Here is a 14,124-nt window from a genome sequence, read left to right on the forward strand (position 1 = left end):
AGAGCCGGGACCTAAGTCCTCAGTGGGGACCTGGACCCTGGCCAAACGGCATACGACTCAGGTCCCATGACGGCGCTCCCCCACGCGTGGTGGTGGGTGCGCTCACCACTCACGGGGGTTTCCATGGCGCTCGCCCAGCTGGACCGGCAGACACGGCTCGACCAGACCCGGGTCCTGGTCGTCGACGACCACCGGACCTTCGCCGAACTGTTGTCCGGGGCGCTGGCCGCCGCGGGCATGGACGCGATCGGGACGGCGAACTCGGCTGCCCAGGCCGTCGCCATGGCGCAGGACCTGCAGCCCGACATCGTGGTGATGGACATCGAGATGCCACGCCAGGACGGGCTGGCCGCCACCCGCCGCATCCGCGAGGTCGCGCCGCAGGCCGTCGTGGCCGTGGTGACCGCCCACCGGGACCCCGACTGGGTCGTCCGGGCCGCGCAGGCCGGCGCGTCGGCGTTCATCCCCAAGGACGGCTCGCTGGCCGAGATGATCGACGTCCTGTCCCGGGTGCAGGCCGGCCAGATGCTGGTCGCCCCGTCCACCTTCTCCGGGGGCGCCACGTGTGCGCCGCAGGCCTCCCCGGACCGCACCGTCCCGCCGCAGCTGACCCGCCGCGAGCAGGAGGTGCTCGACTGCCTGGGCCGCGGGATGCAGGTCAAGGCGATCGCCCGGGTGCTGGGCATCACCCTCGAGACCTGTCGCGGCTACGTGAAGTCGCTGCACGCCAAGCTCGGCGTCCGCTCCCAGCTGGAGGCGGTCGTGAAGGCGCAGCAGCTGGGTCTGCTCGGCTCCCTGAATGACCGCTGAGGCGCCACCCTCCTCCACCGGCAGCGCCACCACCCGTCCGAGCTCGCGCCGCCGCATGCCGGCGCGCAGTGGGGGTCCGCGACGGGAGCTGGCCGCGTTCTGCGCGACCGCGTTGCTGGTCCTGCTCGCGGTGTCCGCGGGCACCATCTGGCTCAGCGAGCGGATCGCGCGCGCCAACGCGCTGGCCGAGGCCGAACGCGCCGCCGAGCGGATCGGCCAGTTCCTCGTGGCGCCGGTGCTGACCGACGCGCTGGCCGGGGTGGACGGCCGGTGGGACGAGCTCGACCGGGACGTGAAGAACCGGATGAGCGACGGCTCGGTCACGCGCGTGATCGTGTGGCGAGCGACCGGGGAGGTCCTCTACGCCAGCGAGCCGGGCCTGCAGGGCCGGGTCATCGAGCCCTCCGACGAGCTGCTCGCCGCGATCGGCGGGGACACGGTCTCCAACGTCGACGAGGCCCCCGAGACGGCTGCCGACGGCGAGGCCGCCATGCTCGAGGTGTACGCGCCCCTCGACATCCCGGGTCAGCAGCTGGCGTTCGAGGCCTACTTCTCCTACGAGGGCATCGACCGGCAGGCGGCGCTCCTGCGCGGGGAGATCATCCCCATGGCGATCGGGGCCCTGGTCCTGCTGCAGGTGGTGCAGATCCCCATCGCCACGTCCCTGGCCCGTCGGGTGCGCCGCCAGGAGGCCGAGCGCGCCGCGCTCATGCAGCGCAACGTGGAGGCCTCCGAGCGCGAGCGCCGGGCGATCGCCGCCGACGTCCACGACGGGCCGGTGCAGGACCTCGCGGGGGTCAGCTACGCCCTCTCGGCGCTGCGCGGCAGCCTGCCCGAGGAGCGGCAGCCGACGGTGGACCGGCTGGTCGGTGCCGTCCGCCACGCCGTCCAGTCGCTGCGCCGGCTGATGGTCGACATCTACCCGCCCGACCTCAGCGGGCCGGGGCTCGGCGCCGCGATCTCCGACGTCGCCGAGCCGCTGCGCGCCGAGGGGGTCGAGGTCCTCATGGACGCTGCTCCCCTGCCGGAGATGACCCCGGACGCCGCGGCCGTGCTGTACCGCACGGCCAAGGAGGCGCTGGCCAACGTCGCCAAGCACGCCCAGGCCCGGCACGCCTGGATCACCCTCGAGGAGACCGAGCTGCGGGGCGCACAGGCGGTGCGGCTGGAGATCGCCGACGACGGCGTGGGCTTCCCGGCGGAGGGCACCGACCGTCGCGAGGAGGGGCACCTGGGCCTGCCCCTGCTGCGCGACCGCGTGGTCGACCTGGGCGGCACGGTCACCCTCGAGGAACGGCAGGGTGGGGGTGCCCTGCTCACCGCGGTGGTCCCACTGACCCACCCCGAGTGACGCAGTCCCGCGCCTGACCCGGCCGACCCCCCAAATGCGGGAGCTCCGCATCCCCTGGAGGCGGCTGTGACAGCGGCGGTCCAGACGAGAGGGTCCTCCCACCGATCCCGGTGACGAGGAGCCTGCTCGATGGACACGCCCAGCCCGCACCGCCACACCGTGCTGCTCCTCGGGACGGCGCCCACCCGCACGCCCACCTCCACCCGGAGCTGGGCGCGATGACCACCACCGACACCGCTCCGGCTCCGCTCCCTCCCGCCCCCGCGCGGCGGCGGGTCCCCCGGTGGCAGCTGGTCGCCGCGGCAGCGCTGGCAGCCGCCGGCGTCCTGCACGTGGCCGCCGCGGTGGACCACCTCGAGTCCGGGGACCTCGCCGTCGGGTTCTTCCTGCTCACCGCACTCGCCCAGGTCGGGCTGGCCGCCTGGCTGCTGCTCACCGCCTGGGCCGGGACCGGCCCCCGGCGGGAGCTGGTGGCCTTCGGGCTGCTGGGCACGGTCGGCCTGCTGGGCCTGTACCTGGTCGCGCACACGACGAACCTGCTCGACGCCTTCGCGGTGCACGACGCCGCGGGCGGGGCCCACGCGCACGACGTCCCCGGCCGGGAGACCGTCGCGGTCGACCCGATCACCGGGGTGCGCTTCGCCGACGGCATGCCGGTCGCCACGGAGGGGCCGGTCGCGATGGCCGGCGCTCCCGTGGCGGCGGCCGGGCACGGGCCCGAGGGGCTCGGGACGGCGACGGTCGCGGTCGAGTTGCTGGCCATGACGGCGCTCACCGCACTCCTGCCGACCTCCTGGCGGGGCCGCGCGACCAACGCCCTGCTGGCCCTCGGCGCGCTGGCCTGGGTGCTCTGGTTCACCGGCGTCCTCGGGTGAGCGACACCCCCCGATCAGCCGCCGCGGTCACCGGTGACCCCCGCACCGGTGACCACGGCGGCGACCCGGACTCCCCCCGGCACGCGGCGGGGAGCGCCCCCCGATCACCCGCCGCGGCTCCCGGTGACCCCCGCACCGGGAGCCGCGGCGGTGGGGTGTGGGCCCGGCTGCGCACCGCCGCGGGCTGGGGAGCCGCGGGCCTCGCGCTGCTGCTCGTGGCGAGCCTGGCCGGCCTGCTCCCGCTCCAGGTGATGCGGGTCCACTCCGACAGCATGCAGCCCACGATCGACCCCGGGGACCTGCTGGTCGTGCAGCACGGCGACGGCCCGGTCCACCGCGGGGACGTCGTGGCCGTCGAGCACCCCCTGCAGGACGGGCTGCTGGTGAAGCGGGTCGCCGGGGTGGGCGGGGACGAGGTCGCCATCGAGGACGGCGTCCTGGTGGTCGACGGTGCCCCGGTCTGCGAGCCCGCGATCGACCCCGCGCTGCTCGACGGCGTGTGGTTCGGGCCGGTCACCGTGCCCCCGGACACGCTGTTCCTGCTCAGCGACAACCGGGACGGCGCGATCGACTCCCGCGCCTTCGGCGCGGTGCCCACCTCGTCGCTCGTCGGGTCGGTGCCGGCGCGGCTGTGGCCCTCCCCGGGCGGGCTCCCCTCGCCGTCCGAGGGCTGCTGAGCGGTCCCCCCGCCAGGCTCGGCGCGGGGCGCGGATTCACGGTCCGCACGCGCCGAGTCCTGCGAACTCGTGGCGATCAGCGGTCGATCGCCACGAGTTCGCAGGACTCGGTGGACGGGCGGGCCCCCGTCAGCCCCGGACGGGGCCCTCCGCCGCCGAGGGCGACGCCAGGTCGTCGGCGGAGCGGGACAGCTCGTGCCACAGCTTGTTGGTGTCGTTGAGCTGCCGCTCCACGCCGGTCAGCGTCACGTGCACCGGGATGCCCGGCCGGCCGCCCACCTTGACCAGGAAGCGGCCGCGGCCGGGCGGCTCGGCCTCGGCACCCGTGCCCGGGTTCCAGGCCGGCGGGTCCTGCCAGCCGACGAGCAGCTCCTGCTCGGCCCGGGTGAGCGGGACGGCGGAGGTGAGCATCGGCATCTCCGCCGAGGGCAGGCCGCCGCAGATGACCATGCCCGACCGCTCGACGAAGCCGCGGGCCTTCATCCGGTCCTCCTCGCTCGGGAGGGCCAGCAGGTCGCTCATGGTGTGGCTGACCATCGCCATGCCGACGCCGCGCTGGCGGTTGAGCCGGGTGAGGGCGTCGACCCGGTCGACCATGCCGCGGCCGGCACGCAGCGCCCGCCACAGCTCGTCCAGGACGACGAAGTGGTGCCGGCGCGGCTCGAGCCCGGCGTCGGCCAGGGCGTGGGCCACGCTGATCGCCCCGAAACCGGCCGACCAGCAGGCCAGCAGGACGGCCGCCTGCAGGTCGGTCTGGGCGTCGTCGATGCTCGACACGTCGAACACGACGGGGCGGTCACGGCGCATCGGCGTCGTGGTCGGCTCGGCGAAGATGCGGCCCAGCCGCCCGCCGCCGGTGAGCCCGACGAGGGTGGCCTCGAGGTCCTCCGTGACGTCGTCGTAGCGGCTGCGGTCCCCCCGGTCCAGGGCGGCGGCGCGGACGTCCTCGGGGGCGGCGCGCAGCACCCCCAGGAGGGAGTGCAGCGTCGGGGCGCCCAGCCGGGCGGTGTCGTGGGTGTCGTCGAGGACGCGCAGCGCCCGGTCGAGGACGGTCTCCTCGCGGTCGGTGGGTGGCGCGCCCCGCATGACCGTGATCAGTGCCGAGACGATCGCGTGCCGGCGTCCGTGCGCGTCGGCCAGGACCTGCTCGCGGGCGTCGCCGGTCAGCCGGGCCGCGGCCGCCACCGCCTCGCCCGGGTCCAGGACGTTGAGGTGCCCGCGACCGCGGCCCAGCCGGATCACCTGGCCGCCGATGGCCTCCACCAGGTCGACGTAGTCGGGCTTGAGGTCGCCCAGGACCATCGGCAGGACGCCGTAGCCGGCCAGGCCCAGGGCCATCCGGCGCACCACGGTGGACTTGCCCAGGCCCGGCTTGCCCAGCACGAACGCCGACGGGTTGCTGATCAGGTTGGCCCGCTGGAACCAGCTGATCGGGTCGCAGCACAGGGTCGCGCCGGAGAGCAGGTTGCGGCCCAGCGGCACCCCGGTCATCGGCGTCCCCGCGCCGGCGGCGAACGGCCAGAGCCCGCAGGCCTGGACGGTGGTCGCCCGCCACTCGTCGGGGGCCTGCACGTAGGTCGAGGCACCCCGCCCGCGCCCGGGCCAGCCGCGGGGTGCGGCGGCCGGTGCCGCCGCCGGCCGGGAGGGCGGACGGTGCTTCACAGCGCCTCCCGGAACTCGCGCGGCACGGTGAGGTGCGCCGAGGGGACGATGCCCAGCGGCAGGGCGGCGGCGAACGCGGAGTCCTGCGAGCCGTAGACCGGGCGCAGCTGGGTGCGGGCGGTCGCCGACAGGTTGTCGATCGCGGCCCGGGCGACGTCGAGCGCCGCCCGCGGGTCGTCGGCCAGGTCGGCGTCGGCGACGGTGGCGGTCACGAGCATCGCGAAGTCGACCAGGCCGGCGCCGCGGGCCTCCTCCTCGGCGGTGAGTGCCGCGGCCCGCTGCTCGAGGAGCACGCGCGCGGTGGGCCGGGCCGACGACGAGGCCCGGAAGTCGGCGGTGCGCCGGTCCTGCTCGACGATGCGGGCGGCGCGCCCGGCGTCCAGCGGGCGGTAGAGCAGGGTGACCCGCTTGCGGTCGACGTCGGGGTGCGGCGCCACCAGGTCGGCGAGCACCGAGGAGAAGACCTCGCCGCGCGGCGCCTCGGTCATCGACCAGGTCACCGACAGCGCCCCGTCGTGGCGGTACCAGCCCCAGCCGGCCTGCGCGGCGGCCGGGCCGACGTCGGACCAGCGCAGCTCGGGGGTGCCGCCGGTGGCGCGGGCCTCGTCGAGCGCGGCCGCCACCGACGGGTCGTAGGCCACCCGGATCGCCTCGCACAGCTCCTGGGCGGTGGCCGGGCGGACCGCGCCGGCGCCGGTGGCGTCCAGGCCGGTGGTCAGGCCCGGCAGGCGGGTGCCGATGTCCCGGGCGACGTCCTCGTCGCCCTTCCGCCGCCCGCCGGCCCGGCCGGCCGTGGTGAAGGTCAGGGAGACGTACGCGGTGACCGTGGCCGACCCGGCGGGGTAGGTGTCCACGACCTCGCGCAGCATCGCCAGCGCCACCTCGGGCGCCCGCGGGTCGAGGTGGGTGCCGACCTCGTGCCGCAGCCGGGTGCCGGAGTCCGGCGCGGTCTCGATCGTCACCGACGCCGCGACCAGGCCGGGCTCGTTGCCCAGCGCGCTCAGCCACGCGCCCCAGTGGGCCACCCAGGTGTCCACCTGCTCCTCGTCGACCAGCGAGGCACCGTCGGGCTCGGTGACCAGGACGACGGTGGCGTGCCGCGTGGCCGGGACGGTGACCAGCGCGAAGGGGCGGCCGTAGGAGTCCTCCCACTCCGAGAGCCGGGAGGCCGCGGCCAGCCCGGGGAGCGCGAAGGTGCCCTCCGGCGTCCGGCCCAGCGGCCCGGAGCGGTACAGGTGCGCCCCGCCGCGGCGCGCCCGTGCCCAGCCGACGCGGCCGGCCAGCCGCTGGACCCCCGACCGGTGGTGCCGGTCGCGGACCACGAGGAGGGCCATCAGCAGGCCGAGGACGGCGCCGGCGACCAGCGCCTCGACCAGGCCGGCGAGGACCAGGGTGGCGATCACCCCGAGGAGCCCGGCCAGCAGCAGCCCGGTGCCGAGGACGCCGAGGCTGCCCAGCCCGGGGCTGGCCGGACGGCGCCAGTTGCCGTACGTGCGGGGCGCGGCGGTGGAGGGGGGTGCGAGGGTCACGGGAGCGGGTCCTCCGCGTCGGGTCGGGGCGTGGGCACGGGGCGGGCCTCGGCGGCGGTGCCGGTGGCGCGGAACGGCCCGGACACGGAGCCGGCCACCGGGACCGGCTCGGCGCCCGGCGCGCGGTCGACGCCGGCGGTCACCCGGCCCAGCCGGGCGGCGGAGTGCCGGCCGCGCTCCAGCGGAGCGGCCCCGGCCCGGGGTCCGCCGCCGCGGGACGAGGGCACCCGCACCGATCCGGCGCCGGCTCCTCCGGCCGGGGAGACCGTCACCGGCACCACCGCGCGGGCACCGGAGGGCAGGCCGGCCGTGGCGGCCGCCCGCACCCGGTTCCCGCCGTCGGTCGCCGTCCGCACCACCGGCCGCAGCACCCGCAGCAGGGCCGGCAGGGCGGCGATCGCGAGGACGAGGAAGGTCGTGCCCGTCAGGGCGGCGACCAGCGGGGCGTCGTCCGGGGTGGGCGCCAGCGTCAGGCCGGCCGCGTAGACCAGGGCGGCGGCCGGCTGGTACAGGACGAAGGCGACCGTCCAGGTCATCGTGCGGACGAAGACCGCGCGGCCGGTGTCGGTGTTCGTCGCCGACGCCGACAGCGGCAGCACGCCGGCGAGGACGACCAGGACGACCCCGCGGGCCACCAGCAGCACCATCTGGACGAGGGCGCCGAGCAGTGCCGCGGTGCCCAGCAGGATGACCAGGACGTCGTTCATGCCGTCGGTCTGCTGGAGCGCCAGCAGCTCGGTCAGCCCGCCCTCGACGTCCCCGGTGGCCCGTTGCAGCACCCAGACGGAGAAGGCGTCCGCCGCCGTGACCAGCAGGGTGACCCCGGTGAGGCTCGCCCCTCCGACGAGGACGAGGGTCAGCAGCCCCCGCAGCAGGTCGGCCACCGGCTGGCTGCGCCGCTGCCACACCATGCGCACCGCCGCGACGAGCACGGCCACGACCGCGACCGCCGCCGAGTACCAGGCCAGCGAGCCGGCCAGCAGCGAGGCCGCCTCCGACGGCGTCGCCGCGCCGCCGGGGCCGATCGAACCGATGCCGGGGGACGGCGGGTCGGCCCACAGTCGCGCCACGGCGGCCAGCGCGTCGCCGGCCGCCTCGACGATCTCCCGCGCCAGGTCACCCAAGACGTCTCCTCCTCCACTCTCGTCCAGCACGCCGATCCCCGCGGCGGGGATGGCCGGGTCGAGGAAGGCCTCGCCCAGGTCCCCGGCGGTCGGGTCGACGCCGCTGACGTCCGCAGTACCGCTGATCGAGTCGCCCGGCCCGAAGCTGCTCAGCCCGCCGAGGTCCCGGCCGTCGGAGACGAGGTCGAGCGGGATCCGGTCGACCTCCACCGCCTGCTGCTCGGCTCCGGACAGCACCGGGACGACGGAGTCGTCCACGAAGGCGGCCGGGATCCGGTCGTCCTCGACGGCGACCTGCTCCTGCGGCGGCTCGGCCGGCGGCGCGGGGGGCTGCTCCTCCGGCGGCAGGTCCTCCCCACCCGGGGCGGGGGCCTCCCCGCCCGGTGCCGGTGTCTCGCTGCCCGGTGCGGGGGTCCCGGTCCCCGGTGCCGGGGTCCCGGTCCCCGGCGCGGGGGTCCCGGTCCCCGGTGCCGGGGTCCCGGTCCCCGGCGCGGGGGTCTCCGTGCCCGGCGCGGGGGTCCCGGTCCCCGGTGCGGGGGTCCCGGTCCCCGGTGCCGGTGTCTCGCTGCCGGGTGCGGGGGTCCCGGTCCCCGGCGCGGGCGTCTCCGTGCCCGGTGCTGGCGTCCCGGTCCCCGGCGCGGGGGTCCCGGTCCCCGGCGCGGGGGTCTCCGTGCCCGGTGCGGGGGTCCCGGTCCCGGGCGCGGGGGTCTCCGTGCCCGGTGCGGGGGTCCCGGTCCCCGGCGCGGGTGCCTCGCTGCCCGGTCCGGGGTCCGCGGGTGGGACAGGCTCGGGGTCGGGGGTGGACGGGGGCGCCGGTGGGGCAGCCGTCTCCGGCACGTCCGGTGGCGGTGGCGGTGGCGGTGGCGGTGGCGGTGGCGGTGGCGGAGCGGGGTCGGTCAGCGCCGGGGCGGCGGTGGTGGGAACGGCCGGCAGCGTGGGCGCAGGCGTGGGCGTGGGCGTGGGGGTGGTCACCGCGATCCACCCCGCTCCTCGACGTCCACGTCCGATCCCCCGCCGCGCCGGCCGCTCAGACCAGGGCCGCGATCAGCCCGGAGGCCGACCCGACCAGGACCGCACCACCCAGGACGTAGGCCAGGCTCACCGCGTGCTCCGCGCCCTCACCCCGGCGGTGGGCCAGCGCCATGCGGGCACCGACGAGCAGCACCCCGAGGACGCAGACGGCGAGCACCGTCCACGCCACCCACTGGACGATCGTGACGATCCCCTCGGCGCCCGGCGGGGCCACGCCCTGACCGGGGTCGACCACGGCCAGGGCCAGCGGGGAGGTGTGCGCACCCATCGGTTCCGTCCTCGCGTCCTCGGTCCACGGCAGGGCGCTGCCACCCCGCCTCCGTGTCGATGTCCACGGTCGGTCCCGTCCCCGAGGTGCGGCAATGCCCGAGATTGGGGGTGCCGCACCCTGAGGCGGCCGCGTTGTACTCGACGGCAGCACCGGCGTGGCGGGGGTCCCGCCGGGCGCGGACGGGAGGCCACGGCATGTCCGGCTCGGGACGGCGCCTCGCGGCTGCGGCTGCCCTGGTCGCCTCGCTCGTGCTGGGCGGGTGCGCCGCGGCGGCCGACCCGGTGCAGCCGGTGGCCACCTCCCCGGCCGCGCCGTCCCCCGACCCCGGCGACGCGCACGCCGCCCTGCCCGCCCCGCCGCCCCCGCCCACCGAGGACGACGCCTCGCACCAGGCGGCCCTCGAGGCCGCCACCGCCGCGCTCACCGCCTTCGCGCGGCCTGCGCTGGACCCCGGGCAGTGGTGGGCCGAGCTCGCGCCCCTGCTGAGTCCCACGGCCGCGGCGGCCTACGAGGGCACCGACCCGCAGGCCGTCCCCGCGTCCGCCGTCACCGGACCCGCCCGTCCCACGCCCTCGGTCAGCGCCTACCTCGCCACCGTGCTGGTCCCGACCGATGCCGGTGAGTACGCCGTCCTCCTCGCGCGCGAGGGCGGCGACAGCCCGTGGCTGGTGGAGCGGATCACGCCGGTCGACCCCGCCGACCCGTCCGGGGCCCTGACCCCGCCCGCGGACACCCCCACCCCGCTGCCGGAGGACGAGCCGGGGACGCTGCCGGAGCCGACCGCGTGAGGCGGGTCGCCGTCGTCGCCGCGCTCGCCCCGGTGCTCGTCGCGGGGGGCCTCGTGACCGCGGCCCTGGTCACGGAGGAGGACCCGCAGGCCGGCGCGTGTTCGCCCGCCGGCGCCGCGGTGAGCGTCGCGGGGGTGCCCGACGGGCCGGTCGCCGGCTGGTCCGGCGAGCAACTGGTCAACGCGGCGCTGATCATGGAGGCCGGCGAGGCGCTCGGGGTCGACGCCCGCGGCCAGGTCATCGGGGTGATGACCGCGATGGGCGAGTCCTCGCTGACCGTCGTCGACCACGGGGACGCCGTGGGCCCGGACAGCCGCGGGCTGTTCCAGCAGCGGGCCAACGGGGCGTGGGGCAGCTACGAGGACCGGATGGACCCGACCACCTCGGCCACCAACTTCTTCGCGGCGCTGCTGGAGGTCGAGGGCTGGCAGACGCTGCCGCCGACCATCGCCGCGCACCGCACGCAGCGCAACGCCGACCCCTACCACTACGCCCGCTGGTGGGACGACGCCCTCGAGGTCACCGCCGCCCTCTCCGGCGCCACCGTCACCGGCCTGGCGCCGGGGACCGGATCGGTGTCCTGCACCGGCGCCAGCCCGTTGCTGCGCACCGTGACCGGCGACTGGACGACGCCGTCGGACGGCCCGCTCACCAGCGGCTTCGGCCAGCGCGACAACCCGACCGGCGGCGGCGTCCGGCTGCACGCCGGGCTGGACCTCGCGCCGGGGTGCGACGCCCCGATCGTCGCGGTGTCCGCCGGGGTCGTCGTCCGGGCCGGGCCGTCGTCGGGCTACGGCAACCTCGTCGTCGTCGACCACGGCGACGGCGTGGTCACCCGGTACGCCCACATGGAGGACGACGACCTGCTCGTCGTCGTCGGGCAGCCGGTGGTGGCCGGCCAGCAGGTCGCCCGCGTCGGCACCAAGGGCGACTCGACCGGCTGCCACCTGCACTTCGAGGTGCTGGTCGACGGCGTCCCGACCGACCCGCTGCCCTTCCTCACCGACCGGGGGCTCGACCTGCGCTGACGGGTGTGGCGCGTCGCGCAGCGGGACGCGGAACAGGGGGTCCCCGCGGGCCGCTGCACCCCGTGTGGGAGCCGCCGCCTCGCCGTCCCCCGTCCACCCGACCCCCTCCACCGCCTCCCCGTCCGCGGGCGACGACCTCGGCCGGCTGCTGTCGGTCCGCGAGGTGTACGCCGAGCCCGCCGCGCTCGCCTCGCCGCGAGGTCAGCAGGTGCTGGCCCGCTTCCCCGGCGCCGCGGTGGTGGAGGTCCCCTCGCACTGGAAGATCCCCGAGCTGCACGGCAACGAGGGCAACGTCGACCGCTGGGTCCGGGTGAAGACCGAGACGCTGGTGCTCGGCGTCAAGAAGTCGCTCACCGCCCGCCCCAACGGCCGCTCGGCGAACTGGATCGCCCCGTCGACGGCCAACGGCTGCGCGATGGCCTGCGCCTACTGCTACGTGCCGCGGCAGAAGGGCTATGCCAACCCCATCACCGTCTTCACCAACATCGAGCAGGTCACCGGCTACCTGCGCCGGCACGTCGCCCGCCAGGGCCCCAAGACCGAGCCCGACCAGTGCGACCCGGACAGCTGGGTCTACGACATCGGCGAGAACAGCGACTGCTCGGTGGACGCGCTCGTCAGCGACAACGTGGCCGACCTGGTCGCCACCTTCCGTGAGCTCCCGACGGCCAAGGCCTCGTTCGCCACCAAGTACGTCAACCGGCAACTGCTCGACCTCGACCCGCGGGGCCGCACCCGCGTCCGCTTCTCCCTGATGCCCGACGCCGACGCGCGGGTGCTCGACGTGCGGACCAGCCGCATCGCCGAGCGGGTCGCCGCGGTCGACGACTTCGTCGAGGCCGGGTACGAGGTGCACCTCAACCTCTCGCCGGTCGTGCTGCGCGAGGGCTGGGAGGCCGACTGGGCGCAGCTGCTGACCCGGCTGGACGACGAGCTCTCCCCCGCCACCAAGGCCCAGGCCGCGGCCGAGGTGATCATGCTGACCCACAACCGCGACCTGCACGAGGTCAACCTCGGCTGGCACCCGAAGGCCGAGGACCTGCTCTGGCGGCCGGACCTGCAGCAGCCCAAGCGCAGCCAGAACGGCCAGTGGAACGTGCGCTACCGCAACGACGTCAAGCGGGCCGGGGTGACCCGGCTGCAGGAGCTGGTCGCGGCGCACGCGCCGTGGCTGCGCATCCGGTACGCGTTCTGAGCGCGGTGTCGACATGACCACATGTCGACGCTCAGTGGCCGGTCACTGACGCGACGTGTGGGACTCTGGGGGTGACCGCTACCCCCGGAGAGAGAAGAGCATGGCGCTCCAGCTGGACTCCGTCGTCGCTGCGCCGTCCCTGCTCACCGCGCTGCCCGACACGGTCGTCGTCGCCGACGCGTCGGGGCGGATCGCCTACGTGAACCCGGCCGTCACCGCGCTCCTGGGCCACGAGCCCGACGCCGTCCTGGGGCAGCCGCTCGAGGTGCTCATGCCCGAGCGCTTCCGCGGCGGGCACGGCGCCGACTTCGCCCGGTTCCTCGCCACCGGGGAGGGCGAGCTGGCCGGGCGCACCACCCAGCTGCCGGCGCTGCACGCCAGCGGCCACGAGGTCGCGATCGACGTGACCCTGGCGATGCTGCCCCCGCCGCCGGGCGCCGGGCGGGAACAGGCTGGCGTGGTGGCCGTGCTGCGCGACGCCAGCACCACGATCCTGCTCGAACGCCAGCTGCTGGTCAGCCGCTACCTCGCCGCGACCCTGCGGGTCACCGCCGCCCTCACCGAGGCGCCCGACGCCGACGTGGCCTTCCGGGACCTGCTGCCGACCCTGTGCGCCGAGCTGGACTGGGACACCGCGACGCTGTGGGAGCCCGACACCGCCAGCCGTCGGCTGCAGCACGTCGGCACGTGGAACACGCCGGGGTCGGAGGCGCCGGCGCTGCACGAGGCCTCCCACGCCCACCGGATCGGCCGCGGTGAGCCGCTGCCCGGGCTGGCCTGGTCCCGCCGGGCGCCGGTCGTCATCGAGGACCTCTGGGCCGAGCCCCGCCTCACCCGGCTCTCGGCCGCGCGCGCCGACGGGCTCCGGACCGGGGTCGCCTTCCCCGTCCTGCGCGGGAACGACGTGCTCGCCGTCTGCGAGCTGTTCTCCCGCGAGCAGCGCCCGGTGCCGGCCGAGCTGCTGGAGGTGCTCGCGCACGCCGGCCGTCAGATCGGGCAGTTCCTGGGCCGGCTGCGGGCGGAGTCCGAGGTCCGGGAGCTGGCCGACACGCTGCAGCGCAGCCTGCTGCCCTCGCACCTGCCGGCCATCCCCGGGGTGGAGCTGGCCGCCCGCTACCGCCCCGGCAGCGACTGCGCCCTGGTCGGCGGGGACACCTACGACGTCATGCCGCTGCCCGACGGCCGCTGGATGGTGCTCATCGCCGACGTGTGCGGCACCGGGGCCGAGGCCGCCGCCGTCACCGCCCTGACCCGGCACACCGCGCGGGCCGCCGGTGACTCCGGGGACCCCGCGGAGGTGCTCCGCGCGGTGAACGCCGCACTCCTGCACGAGCAGGCCGACGGCCCGCTGCGGTTCGTCACCGCCTGCTGCCTGGTCCTCTCCCCCGCCGCCGACGGCGTCCGGGCCGCCGTGGCCGTGGCCGGCCACCCGCTGCCGCAGCTGGCCACCGCCGCCGGCACGCGGGAGGTCGGCGTCGGCGGGCGTCCGCTGGGCGTGGTGGCCGAGCTCGACCTGCCCGTGGTCGACGTCGCCCTCCCCCCGGGCTCGACGCTGGTGCTCTACACCGACGGGGTCACCGAGGCGCGCGACGACACCGGCGCGCAGTTCGGCGAGGAGGGGCTGGCGCGGGTGCTGGCCACCGGTCCGCGGGACGCCGAGGCCACCGTCGCGGCCGTCGCACGGGCGGTCGAGGAGCAGCTGCGCGACTCCCGGTACGAGGCCGACGACCTCGCCGTCCTGGCCCTCGCCGTGCCCGCCTGGTGAAGGACCCCCTGCCCCAC

The 14,124-nt window shown here is 76.7% G+C and carries 12 protein-coding genes; 8 read left to right on the top strand and 4 right to left on the bottom strand.

Features of this window, described 5'->3' with window-relative positions:
- Nucleotides 1–123 precede the first annotated feature (123 nt).
- The 4 genes from ACI79I_RS04790 to lepB all read left to right on the top strand — a co-directional run bounded on the left by ACI79I_RS04790 (nt 124) and on the right by lepB (nt 3,713).
- On the top strand, nt 124–810 hold the full coding sequence (locus tag ACI79I_RS04790; protein WP_456991134.1) for a response regulator transcription factor: 687 nt from the start codon (nt 124–126) through the stop codon (nt 808–810).
- Nucleotides 800–2,161, top strand: a complete 1,362-nt coding sequence (locus tag ACI79I_RS04795) for a sensor histidine kinase (protein ID WP_456991135.1) — start codon at nt 800–802, stop codon at nt 2,159–2,161. The genes ACI79I_RS04790 and ACI79I_RS04795 overlap by 11 nt, the downstream gene beginning before the upstream one ends.
- A gap of 218 nt (nt 2,162–2,379) precedes the next feature.
- The gene (locus tag ACI79I_RS04800) at nt 2,380–3,036 is read left to right on the top strand and encodes a hypothetical protein (RefSeq protein WP_456991136.1); all 657 of its coding nucleotides are present in this window, start codon (nt 2,380–2,382) and stop codon (nt 3,034–3,036) included.
- Entirely contained in the window at nt 3,033–3,713 is a 681-nt protein-coding gene (gene lepB, locus ACI79I_RS04805) for a signal peptidase I (protein ID WP_456991137.1), read from the top strand. The genes ACI79I_RS04800 and lepB overlap by 4 nt, the downstream gene beginning before the upstream one ends.
- A 129-nt stretch (nt 3,714–3,842) precedes the next feature.
- Here the strand turns inward: lepB and ACI79I_RS04810 are convergent, their stop codons facing one another.
- From ACI79I_RS04810 to ACI79I_RS04825, 4 genes are all read right to left on the bottom strand, one after another.
- Nucleotides 3,843–5,375: a hypothetical protein gene (locus ACI79I_RS04810; protein WP_456991138.1), complete on the bottom strand. Its 1,533-nt coding sequence runs from the start codon at nt 5,373–5,375 to the stop codon at nt 3,843–3,845.
- On the bottom strand, nt 5,372–6,904 hold the full coding sequence (locus tag ACI79I_RS04815) for an SCO6880 family protein (RefSeq protein WP_456991139.1): 1,533 nt from the start codon (nt 6,902–6,904) through the stop codon (nt 5,372–5,374). The genes ACI79I_RS04810 and ACI79I_RS04815 overlap by 4 nt, the downstream gene beginning before the upstream one ends.
- Nucleotides 6,901–8,286 (bottom strand): hypothetical protein, encoded by a 1,386-nt coding sequence (locus tag ACI79I_RS04820; RefSeq protein WP_456991140.1) that lies wholly within the window; start codon nt 8,284–8,286, stop codon nt 6,901–6,903. Before ACI79I_RS04820 ends, ACI79I_RS04815 begins: the two co-directional genes overlap by 4 nt.
- A gap of 769 nt (nt 8,287–9,055) precedes the next feature.
- Nucleotides 9,056–9,328 (bottom strand): hypothetical protein, encoded by a 273-nt coding sequence (locus tag ACI79I_RS04825; RefSeq protein ID WP_456944423.1) that lies wholly within the window; start codon nt 9,326–9,328, stop codon nt 9,056–9,058.
- 197 nt (nt 9,329–9,525) lie between these two features.
- Between ACI79I_RS04825 and ACI79I_RS04830 the strand changes: the two genes are divergently transcribed.
- The 4 genes from ACI79I_RS04830 (at nt 9,526) to ACI79I_RS04845 (ending at nt 14,107) form a co-directional block, all read left to right on the top strand.
- Nucleotides 9,526–10,119, top strand: a complete 594-nt coding sequence (locus ACI79I_RS04830; protein WP_456991141.1) for a hypothetical protein — start codon at nt 9,526–9,528, stop codon at nt 10,117–10,119.
- Nucleotides 10,116–11,147: a M23 family metallopeptidase gene (locus ACI79I_RS04835; RefSeq protein WP_456991142.1), complete on the top strand. Its 1,032-nt coding sequence runs from the start codon at nt 10,116–10,118 to the stop codon at nt 11,145–11,147. Before ACI79I_RS04830 ends, ACI79I_RS04835 begins: the two co-directional genes overlap by 4 nt.
- A gap of 64 nt (nt 11,148–11,211) precedes the next feature.
- Nucleotides 11,212–12,342, top strand: a complete 1,131-nt coding sequence (locus tag ACI79I_RS04840; protein WP_456991143.1) for a spore photoproduct lyase family protein — start codon at nt 11,212–11,214, stop codon at nt 12,340–12,342.
- Between the two features lie 100 nt (nt 12,343–12,442).
- Nucleotides 12,443–14,107: a SpoIIE family protein phosphatase gene (locus tag ACI79I_RS04845; protein WP_456991144.1), complete on the top strand. Its 1,665-nt coding sequence runs from the start codon at nt 12,443–12,445 to the stop codon at nt 14,105–14,107.
- The last annotated feature ends 17 nt before the right edge of the window (nt 14,108–14,124 follow it).

The sequence above is a fragment of the Geodermatophilus sp. SYSU D01105 genome (assembly GCF_054050095.1).

Coding starts and splice junctions, on each gene's coding strand:
- ACI79I_RS04800 (WP_456991136.1), top strand. CDS start 2,380: ATGACCACCACCGACACCGCTCCGGCTCCGCTCCCTCCCGCCCCCGCG.
- ACI79I_RS04830 (WP_456991141.1), top strand. CDS start 9,526: ATGTCCGGCTCGGGACGGCGCCTCGCGGCTGCGGCTGCCCTGGTCGCC.
- ACI79I_RS04795 (WP_456991135.1), top strand. CDS start 800: ATGACCGCTGAGGCGCCACCCTCCTCCACCGGCAGCGCCACCACCCGT.
- ACI79I_RS04845 (WP_456991144.1), top strand. CDS start 12,443: ATGGCGCTCCAGCTGGACTCCGTCGTCGCTGCGCCGTCCCTGCTCACC.
- ACI79I_RS04825 (WP_456944423.1), bottom strand. CDS start 9,328: ATGGGTGCGCACACCTCCCCGCTGGCCCTGGCCGTGGTCGACCCCGGT.
- ACI79I_RS04790 (WP_456991134.1), top strand. CDS start 124: ATGGCGCTCGCCCAGCTGGACCGGCAGACACGGCTCGACCAGACCCGG.